General features: G+C 69.8%; 11 protein-coding genes. 8 read left to right on the top strand and 3 right to left on the bottom strand.

Features of this window, described 5'->3' with window-relative positions; genetic code table 11:
• Positions 1-7: 7 nt before the first annotated feature.
• Positions 8-424 carry a hypothetical protein gene (locus KY572_RS08820; protein WP_224242081.1) on the bottom strand — a complete coding sequence of 139 codons (417 nt, stop codon included), beginning with the start codon at positions 422-424 and terminating at the stop codon, positions 8-10.
• A 205-nt stretch (positions 425-629) separates the two neighbouring features.
• Between KY572_RS08820 and KY572_RS08815 the strand changes: the two genes are divergently transcribed.
• From KY572_RS08815 to KY572_RS08805, 3 genes are all read left to right on the top strand, one after another.
• The gene (locus KY572_RS08815) at positions 630-2,939 is read left to right on the top strand and encodes an NHL repeat-containing protein (RefSeq protein WP_224242080.1); all 2,310 of its coding nucleotides are present in this window, start codon (positions 630-632) and stop codon (positions 2,937-2,939) included.
• A 233-nt stretch (positions 2,940-3,172) separates the two neighbouring features.
• The gene (locus KY572_RS08810) at positions 3,173-3,922 is read left to right on the top strand and encodes a sulfite exporter TauE/SafE family protein (protein ID WP_224242079.1); all 750 of its coding nucleotides are present in this window, start codon (positions 3,173-3,175) and stop codon (positions 3,920-3,922) included.
• Positions 3,923-4,101: 179 nt separating this feature from the next.
• The gene (locus tag KY572_RS08805) at positions 4,102-5,283 is read left to right on the top strand and encodes a FadR/GntR family transcriptional regulator (protein ID WP_224242078.1); all 1,182 of its coding nucleotides are present in this window, start codon (positions 4,102-4,104) and stop codon (positions 5,281-5,283) included.
• Positions 5,284-5,456: 173 nt separating this feature from the next.
• On the opposite strand, the gene KY572_RS08800 is transcribed toward KY572_RS08805, so the two are convergent.
• Entirely contained in the window at positions 5,457-6,896 is a 1,440-nt protein-coding gene (locus KY572_RS08800; RefSeq protein ID WP_224242077.1) for a discoidin domain-containing protein, read from the bottom strand.
• A 108-nt stretch (positions 6,897-7,004) separates the two neighbouring features.
• On the opposite strand from KY572_RS08800, the gene dbpA reads away from it, so the two are divergent.
• Positions 7,005-8,390: an ATP-dependent RNA helicase DbpA gene (gene dbpA / locus KY572_RS08795; RefSeq protein WP_224242076.1), complete on the top strand. Its 1,386-nt coding sequence runs from the start codon at positions 7,005-7,007 to the stop codon at positions 8,388-8,390.
• A gap of 21 nt (positions 8,391-8,411) precedes the next feature.
• Here the strand turns inward: dbpA and KY572_RS08790 are convergent, their stop codons facing one another.
• On the bottom strand, positions 8,412-8,792 hold the full coding sequence (locus KY572_RS08790) for a DUF4406 domain-containing protein (protein ID WP_224242075.1): 381 nt from the start codon (positions 8,790-8,792) through the stop codon (positions 8,412-8,414).
• Positions 8,793-8,935: 143 nt separating this feature from the next.
• On the opposite strand from KY572_RS08790, the gene KY572_RS08785 reads away from it, so the two are divergent.
• The 4 genes from KY572_RS08785 (at position 8,936) to KY572_RS08770 (ending at position 15,818) form a co-directional block, all read left to right on the top strand.
• Positions 8,936-10,537: a calcium-binding protein gene (locus KY572_RS08785; protein WP_224242074.1), complete on the top strand. Its 1,602-nt coding sequence runs from the start codon at positions 8,936-8,938 to the stop codon at positions 10,535-10,537.
• Positions 10,538-10,707: 170 nt separating this feature from the next.
• Positions 10,708-12,036, top strand: coding sequence for a cell-cell cohesion MYXO-CTERM protein MtsC (mtsC, locus tag KY572_RS08780; RefSeq protein WP_224242073.1), 1,329 nt, complete (start codon positions 10,708-10,710; stop codon positions 12,034-12,036).
• A gap of 39 nt (positions 12,037-12,075) precedes the next feature.
• Positions 12,076-14,040 (top strand): cell-cell cohesion protein MtsD, encoded by a 1,965-nt coding sequence (gene mtsD / locus KY572_RS08775; RefSeq protein WP_224242072.1) that lies wholly within the window; start codon positions 12,076-12,078, stop codon positions 14,038-14,040.
• Positions 14,037-15,818, top strand: a complete 1,782-nt coding sequence (locus tag KY572_RS08770; protein ID WP_224242071.1) for a vWA domain-containing protein — start codon at positions 14,037-14,039, stop codon at positions 15,816-15,818. Before mtsD ends, KY572_RS08770 begins: the two co-directional genes overlap by 4 nt.
• Positions 15,819-15,831 lie beyond the last annotated feature (13 nt).

Genomic DNA, 15,831 nt, shown 5'->3' with positions numbered 1-15,831 from the left:
CCGAGCCCTACTGGTCGTAGACGGTGGAGAGGGTTTCGGAGCGGAAGCTGTCCCGCTCCTTGATCATCGACCGCGTCTTGAGCTCCTTGCGGTCGTAGAGATAGACGGCGCCGGACTTGTTCGTCTGGCCCTGGATCAGGCGGTCATCGAAGTCGATGCGCGAGGGGCCGCGGCTGGGCGGAGGCGTCGAGGCGGAGGCGGTGGACGAGGCCTCGCCGGTGACGGGATCCGGGGTGGTGGCCGCCGGCTCCGAGCGAGGCTCGGGCTTGGGGGCGGACTTGGAGGGCGCGGGCTTCTTGGACTTGCTCTTCGACGCAGCGCGAGACGCACGCCCGCGCTGCGCCCATGCCTCCGAGCTGAGCATCGGAAGAGGAGCAAGGCCAAGGAGGCTGGCGACGAGAGGGCCGAGGAGAAGGCGTCGCATTCGGAGTTCCAGGTTAAGCGATGGTTGTACCGCTCTGTCAACGCACGTGCTTCACGGGTTCCCTCACGAGCAGGCGAGCAGTGTGGGGAGCAGTCCACCCCAGTTGGGGGATGCAGCCCCCACCTGCACTGACCTTTCAGGTAGAGGGTGTGGGCGGGCTGGAAAGGTAGAGTCCGGGTCCTCCTTTATTTGGAGCGGATCCTCCATGAAACGCACCCTTCCCGTGGTGGTGGCGCTGGTGCTGTGCCTGGGCGTGGTGGCCGTGCTCGTCGCGCGCTCTGGCTCGGGTGAGCCGCCGGCGGCCCGCCCCGATGCGCAGGCTCCGGCCGCGCCCGCCGCGAGGCTGTTGTCGGTGGGGCCGCGGCTGACGAGCAATCAGACCTCGGAGCCGCTGTCGGTGTACGGCGAGGGGCTGGAGCAGGGCATGCGCCTGGCGCTGGGCCCTCCGGTGTCTCGCGAGCTGCCGCTGAAGGTGGTGGACGCGCGACACGGGTATGCGCGGCTGCCGGCGGATGTCTCGCTCCCGCCGGAGCTGCCGATCGCGAGCGTGACGGCGCGGCTGATCGCCCCCGCGGGGAAGCCGGCTCCAGAGGGGGAGGCTCGGCTGGATGTCGTGAACGACGCGGCGTTTCCGGATCTGTTCGCGCTGGCGCTGTCGCCGGATGGCCGGACGGCCTTCATCGCCTCGCCGCCGACGGACACGGTGTTCGCGCTGGACGTGGGCTCGGGGCAGGTGACGGCGCTGGCCACGGCGGATGGGCCGAGCGCTATCGCTACATATAAGGATGTAGCTGGGCAGTCCTGGCTCGCGGTGGCGCACCGGTTCAGCCCGGAGCTGCGCCTGTATGCGCTGGACGCTCCGGGGAGTGCGCCGCGCGTGCTGCCGGCGCCGGTGGGGGCCATGGGGCTGGTGGTGGATGCGAAGGGCGAGGAGGCGTTCGTCGCGGAGCAGGTGCGGGACACGGTGCGCGCGCTGTCCCTGGTGGATGGGAAGGAGCGGTGGGCGACGGCGGTGGATCCGAACCCGCGGCAGCTCGCGGCGCTCGAGGGGCTGCTCGCGGTGGGCAGCCTGCAGACGGGGCAGGTGGAGGTGCTGCGCCAGTCGGATGGGGGGCTCGTGTCGACGCTGGTGCCGGGGCCTGGGGTGCCCATCGTCGGAGGCGGGACGGAGCGCTTCTCGAAGCAAGTGATGGGAGGCAAGGCGACGCGCGGGATGGTGGCCAGCGAGCGGCTGGGGCGCCTCTTCGTCGCCAGCCTGGGGCCGAACGTGGGGCCCAACGCCGAGCGCATGGAGGTGAGCGCCAACGGCGGCGTGGCGGTGTTGGATCCGAAGCGCGGCACGGTGGTGCGTCACCGGGGCTTTGGCGCGGGAGTGACGGAGGGGCTGGCGCTGGACGAGGCCACGGGGCTGCTCTACGCGGCGGACATCGGGCTGGGGCTCGTGCGGGTGGTGGACGCGCGGAAGCTGGGGGAGAGCGAGGAGGGGGCGCGCAAGGCGCTGCTCCAGGAACTGCCCATGCCGCTGCCGGAGAAGACGCCCCGGGCGCGGCCGGACGAGGACTACGGCAAGGAGGGCCGGGCGGGGGTGGAGCTGCACTCGGGGCCGCGCTGCCTGGCGCTGGCGCCGGATGGGCGCACCCTCTACGTGCTCAACCGGCACACCGGGACGGTGGCGGTGGTGGACGTGACGCAGGCGAAGTCGGGCCAGGCGCGCGTGGTGCGCCAGCTCCCGGTGACGGAGATGCGCACGCAGGCCAAGCGCCGGCTGGGGCAGGTGCTCTACTACGCGGACATGGGGCGCACGGCGATGAGCTGCGATGCGTGCCACCTGGAGGGCCACACGGGCGGCGTCTTCTTCGAGAAGACGAAGCCGATGCGCATCTACCGCTCCACCACGGTGCGCGGCAGCCGGGATACGCCGCCGTACTTCACGCCGGCGAGCACGCACAGCATCGCGGAGACGATCAAGACGGTGGGCAACCGCAACCGCTACCAGAACCCGCAGCTCACGGACACGGAGGTGGAGGCGCTGACGCTCTACTCCGCGCTGGTGCCCACGCTGCCCAACCCCTTCAGGGGCGAGGACGGGGCGCCGCCGGAGACGCTCTCGCTGCCCGACGGGCGCGCGGGCCGGCCCGCGGAGGGGCGGGCGCTGTTCGAGGGCAAGGGCGGGTGCGTGGCCTGTCACCCGGCGCCGCTCTACACGCTGGATCAGGAGCCCGCCACGCGAGGCAAGTACCTGGAGGTGGGCACGCCCATCGCGCTGCCGCTGCGGCTGGATCAGCAGGAGCTGGTGCCGGGGGCGGCGCCGCCCGCGCTCATCGGCTCCTGGGACGTGTGGCCCATGCTCACGAGCGCTGCGGCGGGCTACGAGGTGAAGGGGGATCGGCTCGTCGTGGGCACGCGCTTCCCGCTGAGGGCGGTGCTCGAGAGCGCCGGGCCTCAGCACGGAAACGCCCAGGCCCTGACGCCCGAGGAGCGGGATGACCTGCTCGCGTTCCTCCTGACGCTGTAGGCTCGGGGCCCGCCATGTCGCGGACCGAAGAGCTCTATCAGTCGTACGTCGTCGCCCATCGGCTCGAGCGTGCTGGGCTCTTCGCCTTGCTGAGGGAGAGGTCCCGGAGGCCCGCACCGCGCTGTATCCCGGGTGCATCCTCCACAGGGTGGCGCCAGCCTTCGCTCGGGCCGAAGGCTGCCTCCGTGTCTTCCAGATTGTGACCCTGTACCCCCGGGGGGCAAGCTCGCGGGATGACTCGGTCGATATGGGTGCTGGCCGGAGCTGGATTCCTCGCGGGCGCGATGAATGCGGTCGCTGGCGGTGGCTCCTTCCTCACGCTTCCTGCCCTGCTCCTCGCCGGCCTGCCTTCGGTGGCGGCGAATGCATCCAGCACCGTCGCTCTCTTCCCCGCGAGCCTCGCCAGCACCTGGGCCTTTCGCCGCGACCTCGTCGGCATCGGCACGGTCTCGCTTCGGACCTTGTTGCCGGTGAGCCTGGCAGGGGGCGCCGCGGGCGCGGTGCTGCTGCTCGTCACGCCTTCGGCGGTGCTCGATGAGATCCTCCCGTGGTTGTTGCTCGTGGCGACGCTCGCCTTCGCCTTCGGGCACCGGGCAGGGCTGGCGCTGCGTCGCCTCCTGCGCATCGAGCCGGTGGCGCTTCTCCTCGCGCAGGGGCTGCTCGCGGTCTATGGCGGCTACTTCGGGGGCGCCGTCGGCATCAGGATGATGGCGACCTGGAGCCTGCTGAGCACCGTCGACGTCAAGGCGATGAACCCGCCCAAGACCCTGCTCGTCGCCGCGACCAATGCGGCTGCGGTGCTCTGCTTCATCTCCGCTGGCCAGGTCTGGTGGAAGGAGACCCTCGTCATGCTGATCGCCGCGGTGGTTGGCGGTTACGTGGGCGCGCGCCAGGCTCGCCACCTCGAGCCCCGGCTGCTCCGTGGCGGTGTCATCCTGCTCACCGCGACCATGACGCTGGCCTTCTTCTGGCGTACCTCTTGAGTCGACCCGGCCGGCGCACTCGTGCGGAACCTGTCTGCTTGTAGGACAGGTTTGTCCGGCGCTCCGCTAGATCGGTGCTGCTGCCGGAGATGAACGCAGCCCCTCCCTCGGACTGCCGTACGCGTTGTCAGAGGCCTCTGCTTGGATGGAAGCGGCTTGCAACGAGGAGGGTGGCGGGGATGGAACACAAGGGGCTGGTGTCGAGAGTGGCGGAGCAGTTGGAGCAAACAATTGCCCTGGAGCAGTGGCCCAAGGGCAGGCTGCCTTCCGAGCGGCAGATGGCCCAGCGCTATGGAGTGTCGCGCACCACCATCCGAGGAGCCCTCCAGGGGCTGGCCGCCAGAGGACTCATCCGTCAACACCCCGGGCGACAGAGCCGCACGGTGCCACTCGGTGAAGCGCTGTCGCTGGAGAGCCTGAAGCTGCTGCTGCTCGAGGGCCGCCAAGACATGGACCGCCGGCCGCTGCTCGAGGGGTACTTCGCCCTCAAGCGGGAGGTGACGGTGGTGCTACTGGCCGCCTGCTGCGAGCACGCCAGCCAGCAAGACGTGGAGCAGCTGCTCAATGCCAGCTTCGCGTTGAGAGATGAGGCCCGCTGGCAGGAGAAGCGCAGCCGGTGGGTGGAGCGAGAGTTCGACCTGCTGCGGCTGGCGGCCCAAGCAGCGGACCGTCCAGGCCACCTGCTGCTTCTGATGTCGTTGGAGAAGGCCTTCCGAGGGCTGGCCGACGCGCTGCTCCCCGCGCTGCAACCCGAGGCCCTCCAGCACTGGGCCCAGTGCGTGTTCAACTCCCTGGCCGACCGTGACGCCCTGGCCCTGCGCCAACAGCTGCCGGCGCTGCTGAAGGCGGCCGATGAGCCGCTGCTCGACCGCCTTGCCCCGATGCGCGACGCACACGCCGCGCCCGAGCCCCCACCGCCTGCCGGGGAGGTGCCCGAGTCGGGCGAGAACGCCAGCAGCTGGTATGCTTGTCATACCAGTTCGCAACAAGTCGAGCCGACAGGGAGGCCCCCGGTCCACGAGGAGGGGGACACCCTCGCGTGTGCCACTTCGAGCCGGAACGCACCCTCGGCCCCACCCGCTCCGTTCCCCGCTGGCGAGTGGCAGGAGGATTCCTGCGGCTCCGAATCCATTGCGGCCCCTTGCGCCCCTCGCTTCTCCACTGGGGTTGTTCCTGGCAGGCCCTGTCCTCCGCCCACGCTGTTTCTCGCCTGGGCGCCTCCTTCCTCCGTGGGCGTACCGGCAGCAGACGGGGCAGGCCCACCTCCCTCGTCCCTGGAAGCTTCAACTGCCGGGGAAAGGCAGCCTGTCCCCAGCGAACGCCAGGCCCCTCTGCCCGGGGACACGGAGGAGCCTGCGTAGCTGAGCCCGGCGACGCATTGGGAGTGGGTGCTCGCCAGCGCTCATGTGGGCGCCTCACGTTCGAGGCGACGGCCCCCTCCTGTCCACGAGCCCATCGGCCTGCCTGTTGGCTCAGGTCTTCTTTGGCGCCTGGCTTCGCTTCCCTCTCCCTTACCCAACTTCCCGGCGGGGCGTTAACGCGCGAGCAGCTCGGTCATGGGCTTGCCTCGGACCAGGATGGCGTCCGCGGCAACGAGCTCCTTGTAGGTGTGGCCCGGCTTGCCCACGCAGTTCACCACGAGCTTGTGTGGGCCCCGGGTCCACTCGGCGATGAGCGCCTGGAACGCCTTCTCGTCCAGGTCCGCCACCCGGGCCACCTCCAGCTTGCCTCCCCCGGCACCGAGGGACTCCGTCTCCTCCGGGCTCAGGTCTCCGGGCTCTCCCACCAGCTTCGTGTCCACGAGCCGCTGCTTCCCGATCAGCTCGAGGGTGCTCCAGGGCTTGTCCGCCTTCTTCACCGCCCACGAGCCCTCGAGGATCAGGTCGTACTCGTGCCGCTCGCCTCCCGTCTCGCCCACGACGTCCAGGAGGTAGAAGGTGTGGTCGCTGCGGGGCTTGAGCGTGCGGATGACATAGGACTCATCCGGGCAGCGCTTGTGCCAGCTCCGGTCCACGAGCTTCTCGAGGCTGGTGCCCGCAAGCTGCGCCAGGAACGCCTTGCGCCGCTCCTCCACGTCGGGCGTGCGCACCGTCACCGGCCCCTGCGCGTCCACGAGGTACAGCTCGCTGAGGACGAGATCCGCGTACTTCTTGCCCGCGACGGCCTTGTCCACCTTCAGCACCAGTGTGCGGCCCTTCACGGGCCTGGGCAGCTCGAGCAGCTGCGCGCCCTGCGCGTCCTTCACCTTCAGCGGGATGGGCGCCCCGCCATCCACGGAGAGGGAGAGTTGGCTCGCCCGCGCGTTCTTCCGGAAGTGGTCCTCCGTGCGCTGGTAGCCGTTCCACAGCTCGAGCGCCACCAGCTCGATGGGCTCCTCCAGCGTGAGCGTGAGTGACTGCCCGGCTCCGGGGCCCGAGGCGCCCTCCGCCCAGCCGTACTCGGGCCGTCCGTCGAAGAGCAGGCCAGGGTGGTAGGAGTCCGCGGGCTCCAGCACGGAGGTGGCCTGGACTCGTCCCGGGACGCTGCGCGGCGGCTTCAGAGCCAGCGGCCTTCCGTCCATGATGAGCCGGAGCTCGCTCAGGCAGGCCTCTGCCGGCGTGGGCGGCACCAGCTTTACGAAGAGCTGCTGGCCCTTGTTCTTCGGGAACTTGAACACCGTCTCCTTCGCCGCCGCGAACTTCGTGTCATAGAAGGTGTGGGCCTGGCCATCCAGGTAGACATCGATCCGGAGCTCGGGCGAGCCGGGGCAGGGGTGCAGCGCGATGCCCTCCAGGGCCGCCGGCTTGTCCAGCCACAGGAACACGCCCTCATCCCCAGGATCTCCCGCGGGTCGCCAGAACGTGGCCGGGTCCCCGTCGAGCAGCAGCTCCACGCCGGTGCCCGAGGTGGCCGTCAACGCCTGCAACCGCGGCGGCTCCGCGGCGAGGGCGCTGCCCCCCAGGACGAACAGCATCAGGACGCAAGACATCTTCATGGTGACCCTCTGGCCCCGGACTGTCGGGTAGACCGTACCCGCCAGCATCCCCAGCCACTCCCGCCGCATCAAGTCGTCCGAGCTGTTACAAGGGGCCCCGAGACCCCGATGGACTTCGCCTCGCTTCCGCTCTCTCCGCCGCTGCTCCAGGTCCTCCAGGAACTGGAGTTCCAGACTGTCACGCCCATCCAGGCCCAGAGCATCCCGGTGCTCCTGCAGGGGCGAGACCTCATCGGTCAGGCGCAGACAGGCAGCGGGAAGACCGCCGCCTTCGCGCTGCCCATCCTCCAGAAGATCCAGCTCGCTCGGCGGCGCGTCCAGGCGCTCGTGCTGTGCCCGACCCGCGAGCTGTGCGCCCAGGTGGCCGGAGAGATCCGCCGCCTCGGCCGGAGACTGCCCGGACTCCAGGTGCTCGTGCTCGCGGGAGGCCAGCCCATCCGGCCCCAGGTGAACGCGCTCGAGAAGGGCGCCCACATCGCCGTCGGAACTCCGGGCCGCGTCATGGACCTCCTCGACAGGGAGGTGCTCGAGACAGGTCAGCTCGCCACCGTGGTGCTGGATGAGGCCGACCGCATGCTCGACATGGGCTTCCGGGAGGACATGGAGCGCATCCTCGGGGCCACGCCTCCCTCGCGTCAGACGGTGCTCTTCTCGGCCACGTTCCCTCCAACCATCGAGGAGATGAGCCGGGCGTTCCAGAAGAATCCCACGCGCGTGACGGTCGTCGAGGCCGAGGCGCCGCCCGACATCCAGCAGCTGCGCTACCCGTGCGAGCCCGAGCAGAAGACGTCGCTCCTGCTGCGCATCCTGCGGCAGTACCAGCCGGGCTCCGCCATCGTGTTCTGCAACCAGAAGGCGACCGTCGTCGAGCTGACGCAGGCGCTCGGCGAGGCGGGCGTGAGCGCGGCGGGCCTCCAGGGAGACCTGGAGCAGAGCGAGCGCGACCGCGTCATGGCCAGGTTCCGCAATCAGAGCATCCGGGTCCTCGTCGCCACCGACGTGGCGGGGCGCGGCATCGACGTCGAGGCCCTGGATGCGGTCATCAACTACGACATGCCGTTCCAGCCCGAGCCCTACGTGCACCGCATCGGCCGCACGGGGCGCGCCGGGAGGACGGGCCTGGCCATCTCCCTCGTCACCCCGCGAGACGAGCGCAAGGTCGAGGACATCGTGCAGGCCACCGGCGTGAAGCTGGAGCCCGGCAGCGTGGAGGCGCTCCCTCCGATGGATGCGGCGGGCCGGATGCCGCTCGAGTCGCCCTGGGAGACGCTCCTCATCTCCGCCGGCCGCAAGGACAAGATGCGGCCGGGTGACATCCTCGGCGCCCTGACGGGCGAGGCTGGCGGACTGAACGCCTCGGACGTCGGCAAGATCGAGATCCAGGACCGCCAGGCCTACGTCGCCGTCTCCAAGCGCGTGGTGCGCGTGGCGCTCAAGGCGCTCCAGGCCGGCCGCATCAAGGGCCGCAAGCACTGGATCGAGTGGGTGAAGTAGGCCACCTGTCCCGTCCAGGGCTCAGCCGCAACCCGGCACGTCCTCCAGCCGGTAGAACACCTGCTTGCCCTGGGCCTGGGCCGTCCGCACCATCTCGTCCGCTCCTTGCGAGGCTCCGCCCATTCGCAGGCAGGCATCACAGCGCTCCAGGATGCGGTGCGCGATGGGGTGGAAGAGCTCGTTGAAGACCGCGTCGCCGACCTTCGTGGAGCCCGCCGCCTCGACCAGGGGCAGGGCGAACCACTCTCCCACCACCGGCAGGTGCCCGGCGCGGTACAGCCGCAGCGCCACCTCCGTCATCGCGGTGACGTTGGCCGCCATCTTCGCGGGCTCGTCGTTCGTACCCGAGCGGTAGGGGCCGGCGACGAGGATCATCAGAGGCTGGGGATGAGAGGTCTCCATGGGCGACGCACATTAACCGGCAGGGGATGGACCGCGCCCGGTGGAAGATTCCTCCAAGGCGAGACCCCGGGGCGGATCCGGCTGCACTTCCGGTCGGATCGCTTGAAACCCTCCCGGCCCCTGCGCTCTACAATGGGGGGCTGATGCGCTCCTCCTCGAAGCTGATCTGGATCCTGGTCCCCCTGCTGCTGCTCTCCTGCACCGACGCGGGCCTCTATGCGCTCGATGGCCGCGGGCCCAGCGGCAAGGACCGCGCGGACTACACGGGCGAGGTATGCATCCCCCTGGCCGGCGGAGATGCCTTCCCCGTGAAGGTCGTCTTCGCCCTCGCCGGCGGGCAGGGCGTTCCCTCCGAGCTGGTGGGCTACTCCACCGACGCGCTCGGCACCCTCAGCAGCCGCTTCTCCGGCCCCTTCATCTCGTTCTCCCTCGTGGCCTACCACACCGTGGCCACCGGCCTGCAGGGCAGCTTCGCGGACGCCTCCACCTTCCAGTCCGCCCTGGCCCGCTACGCCAGCTATCAGGAGACGGGGCCCATGAGCATCCGCTCCGCCCTGCGCCTCTCCAAGAGCATCCTCTCCGGCGACATGCAGACGTCCTGCCGCGGCGCCGTCGGCCGCACCCGTTACATGGTCGTCCTCGTCGTCACCAACGCCGACCTCAGCTGCGACAACCCCGCCTTCAATGTGGGCATCGACGCGCGCTGCTCCGCCCTCACCCCCGTCTCCGGCTCCCAGGCGTGCAGCGAGTGCGAGCTGACGGCCGTCACCGGCGAGCTCAAGAACCTGGTCCAGCAGTTCGGCGCGGGTGAAGTCGTCGTCCAGCCCATCTACGTGCGCTCCGTGCCGGACACCAACACCCGGAACCAGGTGGCCGCCATCGCCAACGCCGGCGGCACCGAGGCCATCGAGACCGACCCCGAGGGCCTGCGCGATGCCCTCTCCAACCTCAACTACTCCTCGCTCCAGACGTCGCTCGTCCTCAAGCGCTTCCTCGCCTTCAACCGCAACGTCCAGGTGCGCGACGGCGAGCTGCTCGCCGACAGCGACGGGGATGGCCTGGCCGACAGGGACGAGGCGGACCTGAGCCTGGACCCCCGCCAGGCGGACACCGACGGCGACGGCCTCATGGACGGCATCGAGCTGCGCATGGGCCTGGATCCCCTGGCCCTCAACGTCATCAACGGCTGCAACGTCTCGCTGGATGACGACGGCGACCGGCTCAACACCTGCGAGGAGCGCGTGCTCGGCACCGACCCCTGCATGGGCGACACCGACGCCGACGGCCTGCCCGACATGGTGGAGGCCCTGGGGCGCACCAACCCGCTCGTCCCCGAGGATCTCCTCGACACCGACCGCGACGGCGTGCCCAACATCGACGAGGCCATCGTCCGGGGTGATCCGCTCAGCGCCGACCTGGCCTTCCAGGCCGAGCGCGGCTACGGCTACTCGCTCGAGCTGTCCACGCCCACGCCGGATGGGCGGGCCTGCTACAAGGTGCGCGCGGAGAACATCTCCGTCGTCCAGACGCTGGATCGCCCCCACCCGCTCTTCCCAGGGGTGACGATCCCCGCCGGCCAGAACGACATCTACTTCTACCTGCAGGTGGGCCGGGACAATGATCCGCGCGGCGCGGGCGTCGGCTCGCTCTACGTGGACGACAAGCTGCGCTACTTCGACACCAGCGGGAAGAACCCCGCGGGCCCGCGCAGCTTCAACCCGGACCTCTTCATCCTCGGCACCTGAGCCCCTCCTCGAGTGGGGGGTGGACCCCTCGATCCGACTGGGGGCTGCCCCCCACACCCAGCAGCCCCTCCCGGGGCCCTTCTGTGCAAATCCCTGAATTTCCTGACAGCAAGCGTCGGCCAGTGAGCGGATCGGGTCTTGCTAGTGCACCAGCCGCGAAAGGAGTTGTCATGACACGTGCCCGTCTCCCCCAAGTCGTGGCCCTCGGGGCCCTCTTCTTCCTCTCCTCGGTGCCTGCCCAGGCGCAGTCCCAGGATGGCGTCAACCCGGAGTGCCTCGGCAGCAGCTGCGGCCGGCCCAAGGAGGAGGGCGGTGGCTGCGGTTGCGGTTGTGGCTGCTCGGTGTGGGTGGCGTACACGGATGACGGCGTGACGCTGTCGTACACGGACGACGCGGACGGCGACGGCAAGGCGGATGACCGCGACAACTGCCCGTTTGCCTCCAACCGCGAGCAGACGGAGAGCGACGGCGACGGCGTGGGCGACGTCTGCGACAACTGCTCGGGCATCGCCAACTACCAGCAGCAGGACGCCGACGGCGACGGCCAGGGCAATGACTGCGACGCCGACGCGGACAACGACACCGTGCCCAACACGGTGGACAACTGCCCCCTGGTGCCCAACAAGGACCAGAGCAACCTGGACAACGATGCCCAGGGTGACGTGTGCGACTCGGACGATGACAACGACGGGCGCCCGGACGGCGAGGACAACTGCCCGCGCATCTCCAACCCGGATCAGTCCATGCCCACCAACGCCGCCCAGTGCCGCGTGGACAAGGACGGCGACAACGTCTCCGACAACGGCGACAACTGCCCGGAGCAGGCCAACCCGAACCAGGCGGACAAGGACGGCGACAACCTGGGCGACGTGTGCGATCCGGACATCGACGATGACGGCGTGCTGAACGTGGACCCGAGCGGCAAGCCGCTGGACAACTGCCCGGCCGTGGCCAACCGCGACCAGGTGGACGACGACGGTGACGGCGTGGGCGACTCGTGCGACGCGAAGTACTGCGTGGTGGTGGACCAGAACAACCCCAGCGACTGCCTGGATCCGAAGAGCCCCTTCACCGTGTCGGGTGGTGGCTCGCTGAGCCTGAAGAAGGGCCAGCAGGTGCGCCCGCCGCTGTTCGCCAACCGCAACGGCGCCGCCATCGAGTACACTTGGACGGTGACGAAGCGCCCCTCTGGCTCCAAGGCCGTGGTGGAGAACCCCAAGGGCGCCGTGACGAACAGCCGTCACTGGGAGTACGCGTATGTGGACGGCAACGTCCCCAGCTTCACCGCGGACGCGGATGGCGACTACGAGCTGCAGGTGCAGGCGAAGCTGGCCTTCGCGGACCGTGCGTACCCGGAGCAGCGTGAGTCCGTCTCCAGCCTCAAGCTGGCGGTGGGCGAGAACGCCAGCAACTGCTCCGCGCTGCCGGGCCCGGCGGGCGGCGTGGCGCTGGGTGCCGCGCTCCTCAGCCTGCTGCTCCGCCGTCGTCGCGCGCAGTAGAGTCTCACCCCTTACATGCTTCGCAGGAGGCTCGTTTCCATGCACCTGAACCCCCGGATGCTGATGGCAGCGGGCCTCCTGGCCGCTTCACTGGCGGCCTGTACCGACTCCCTGGTGGAGCCGCTCTCCGTGGAGCAGACGCTCCAGGATGATCGGCTCACCCTCAAGGGGCGGGTGTGCACCGCCCCGGCGAACCCCGCGGGGTTCCCGGTGAAGGTGGTGCTCGTCATCGACCAGTCCGGCAGCATGTGCGTGTCGGATCCGCCCGGCTCGCAGGAGGGCTCCGGCTTCTGCCAGCAGGTGGCGGTGGTGGTGCCCCCCGGCGTCACCGAGCCGGCGCGCGTGCGCGCGCTGCGCAGGCTGGTGGCCCAGTTCCGCCAGCAGCCCAACGTGCAGATGTCCGTGGTGCCCTTCGAGACCAACGTGAAGAACGTGTGGCCTCCGGCCGCCACCGGCAACCGCTTCGCCCGGCCGGACAGCTCGCTGGACACCTATATCGGTGGCCTGCAGAGCCAGCTGGGCAAGGGCACCGACTACCAGGGCGCCATCTCCTACGCGTACAGCCTGATCGCCAGCGACATCACCGCGCTGTCCGCGAGCAACCCCGAGGTGCTGCCGCGCACCCGCTACGTGGTGGTGTTCCTCACCGACGGCACCCCGTACCCGCGCTGCTCGGCCAACGACAACCTCACCACCTACGCGGACCCGAGCAACCCGGACCTGACGTGGGCGGACTCCTCCAGCGCGGTGGAGTTCTGCAACCTGCTGGATCCCGACTCGCCCGACAACATCGAGGGCTTCGAGCCCGGCACGGACCGCAACCAGAACTACCAGCTCTTCAGCTACGTGCGCCGGCTGATGGAGCTGAAGGAGCAGCACAACGTGGGCGACATCCGCATGCACTCCGTGCTGCTCTTCAACCAGGAGGCGGTGCGCCGCTGCGGCCCCATCTGCCAGGACCTGTACGGCACCTATCCCGGCGTCCCGCCCGGCGAGTACCCGCAGGCGGCCAAGCAGATCGCCTCGTGGCTGCTGCAGCGCTTCGCGGAGATAGGCAACGGCGTGTACCAGGAGTTCAACGACACGGCCGAGATCAACAACATGGGCCTGGGCGCGCTGGACTACTCGTCCTTCGCCTCGCGCAACGTCATCAAGACGCTGACGGTGCAGGCGCTCAGCTCCGTGCCGGGGGCGACCGGCCGCGAGGTGGACACCGACGGCGACGGGATGCCGGACTCGGTGGACAACTCCTTCGAGCTGAAGACGGGCGCCTACGACATGGACAGCGACGGGGACTGCCTGGACGACGGCTTCGAGGCGCGCCGCAAGGACCAGGGCTTCGAGCCCTCCAATGACCTGGACGCGCGCGGGTGCGATCCCGCCTCGCCGCTGTCGCAGGGCTGCGTGTGCCGCGACACGGACGGCGACGGCCTGTCCCAGTTCGCCGAGAGCTACCTGCAGACGCGCGCGGGCATCGTCGACAGCGACGGTGACGGCGTGCCGGACGCGCTCGAGGCCCGCTACGGGCTGGATCCGCGCGAGCCGAACGCGTCGGGCATCGACACGGACGGCGACGGGCTGCGCGACGACGAGGAGCTGCGCGCGGGCAGCGACCCCACACGCAGGGACAAGGACTTCCACGAGCGGTATGGCTACCAGTACTCGGTGACGGTGGCCGAGAAGCGGGACAACGGCAGCACCTGCTATGACTTCAGCGTGTCCAACCTGCAGATGGTGACGCCGCCCAACCGCTCGGGCGTGCAGCAAGGCTACAACCTGTTCAAGCTGTGGTTCGCCGAGGCGCCCGAGAGCGGCGTGGCCACCGACTATGGCGTGTGGCGCACCGCGTGCGCATGGGCGCAGTACGCTCCGCCGGGCCTGCGCGTGCCGCTGGGGCCGGACCTGACGCTGGAGGACGGCAACTTCCGCCGGCCCGCGGACCTCAACGAGATGAACGAGTACCTGCAGCGCTGCGTGGGTGACGCGCCGGGGGCAACGCCGTGAATCGCAGGGCCGGCCTCGTAGCGGCGTTGGTGGTGTCGGTGGTGGCGATCGTCGCCGCCTGCTCGGATGCCTATCTCTATGACGAGCGGCGCGATCAGCAGGTCCCGGTGGACCGTGCCGTCTCCTTCCAGGGGAGCTTCTGCACGCTGGGCACCAACGAGGTGCTGCGCCCCATCAAGATCGTCGTCGCCATGGACGCCAGCCAGTCCATGAAGGTGACGGATCCGGACGGCCAGCGGGCGCTCGCGCTCATCGAGCTGCTGGACAACCTGCCCACGGACCCGGAGGTCTTCGTCGCGGTGGTGCTCTTCGCGGGCAGCACCACGGCGTTCCTCACCAAGGACGCCAACGGGATGGACGGCTTCGCGCAGGTGTCCAGCCTCACGGACACCCAGAAGCAGCTGATGACGCGCACGCTGCTCAACTTCATCAACCCCGACACCTCGCCCAACCGGGACTCGACGGACTTCGTCAAGCCGCTGGCGGACATCTACTCGCTCATCAACGCGGACATCGCCCGGAGCCGCGCGGAGCCGGGCGGGGCGCAGGCGCTGGCGCAGGCGCGCTACAACGTCATCTTCCTGTCGGACGGCCACCCCACCAACAACCAGGACGACGAGCTGCTCCAGGGCGACGCGGTGGTGCGCATCCGCCAGCTGAGGGACCTGGTGGAGGACGTGCGCGTCAACACGGTGCACGTGTTCAACCCGGCGCAGCCGGTCAGCTCGGTGTGTGACTTGTCGGGAGACGGCGGCTGCCCGCTGCTCATCATCAACCAGGACGCGGACCGCCTGGAGCAGATGGCGCAGCGGGGCGGCGGCAACTTCCGCGACTTCCGCAACAACGAGCCCATCAACTTCCTGGACTTCAACTTCGGCCAGGTGCGCCGCGCCTTCATCGTCAAGGAGCTGATCGCCTCCAACTTCAACGCGCCCATGGGGAGCCCGGAGGACGCGGCGGACACGGACGGCGACAGCCTGACGGATGAGGAGGAGGCGGAGGAGGGGACCAACCCCAACCTGGTGGACACGGACGGAGACGGCTTCAGCGACGGCGTGGAGGTGCGCTTCAGCCGCCAGGGCGTGGACTTCAACCCCACGCAGGTGCAGCTGCCGGACGGCGGAGGCCTGGATCCGGGCTGCCCGCCGCCGCTGCGCTCCGTGGACAACGACTGCGACGGGCTCTTGGACTGCGACGAGCAGTTCATCGGCACCAACGCCAACCTGGTGGACAGCGACCGGGACGGCGTGCCGGACGGCGTGGAGTGGCGCGGCGGCACCCAGGGCTCCAGCAATGATTTGGAGCAGGATCCGGACAACGACGGGCTGTCCAGCCGCGCCGAGCTGCGCCTGCACACCAACCCGGTGGACGTGGACACCGCGCACCTGTCCGTGGACGGCTACCGCTACTCCATGGAGGCCATCGGGCCGCCGGACGAGAACGGGCGCCAGTGCTACGACTTCCGCGTGGACAACGTGCTGCTGGCGCCGACGCGGCTCGAGTTCGCCGACGGCGGCGTGGACGCGGGCGTGATTCCGCTGCCGGACGGCGGCGTGCCCGTGGTGCGCGGGGCGGGGTACAACTCGCTCTGGCTCTCGGTGGCGATGATCCCCGCGGACGATCCGACGGCTCGTACCATCACCCGCTTCTTCCGCTACGACGCCGCGCGCTACCCCGTGGGCGGCATCAAGTCCCCCGTGGACGGGCTCATCCGCGTGAACCCGGAGGACTTCCTCTCCACCTGTCCTGGCCGCCCGGACCAGCCTCAGACGCCCTGAGGCTCTCCGGAAG

The sequence above is a fragment of the Hyalangium gracile genome, from assembly GCF_020103725.1.
GTDB lineage: Bacteria > Myxococcota > Myxococcia > Myxococcales > Myxococcaceae > Hyalangium > Hyalangium gracile.
The sequence above is the reverse complement of the archived record's forward strand: the minus strand, read 5'-3'. Positions and strand labels throughout refer to the sequence as shown.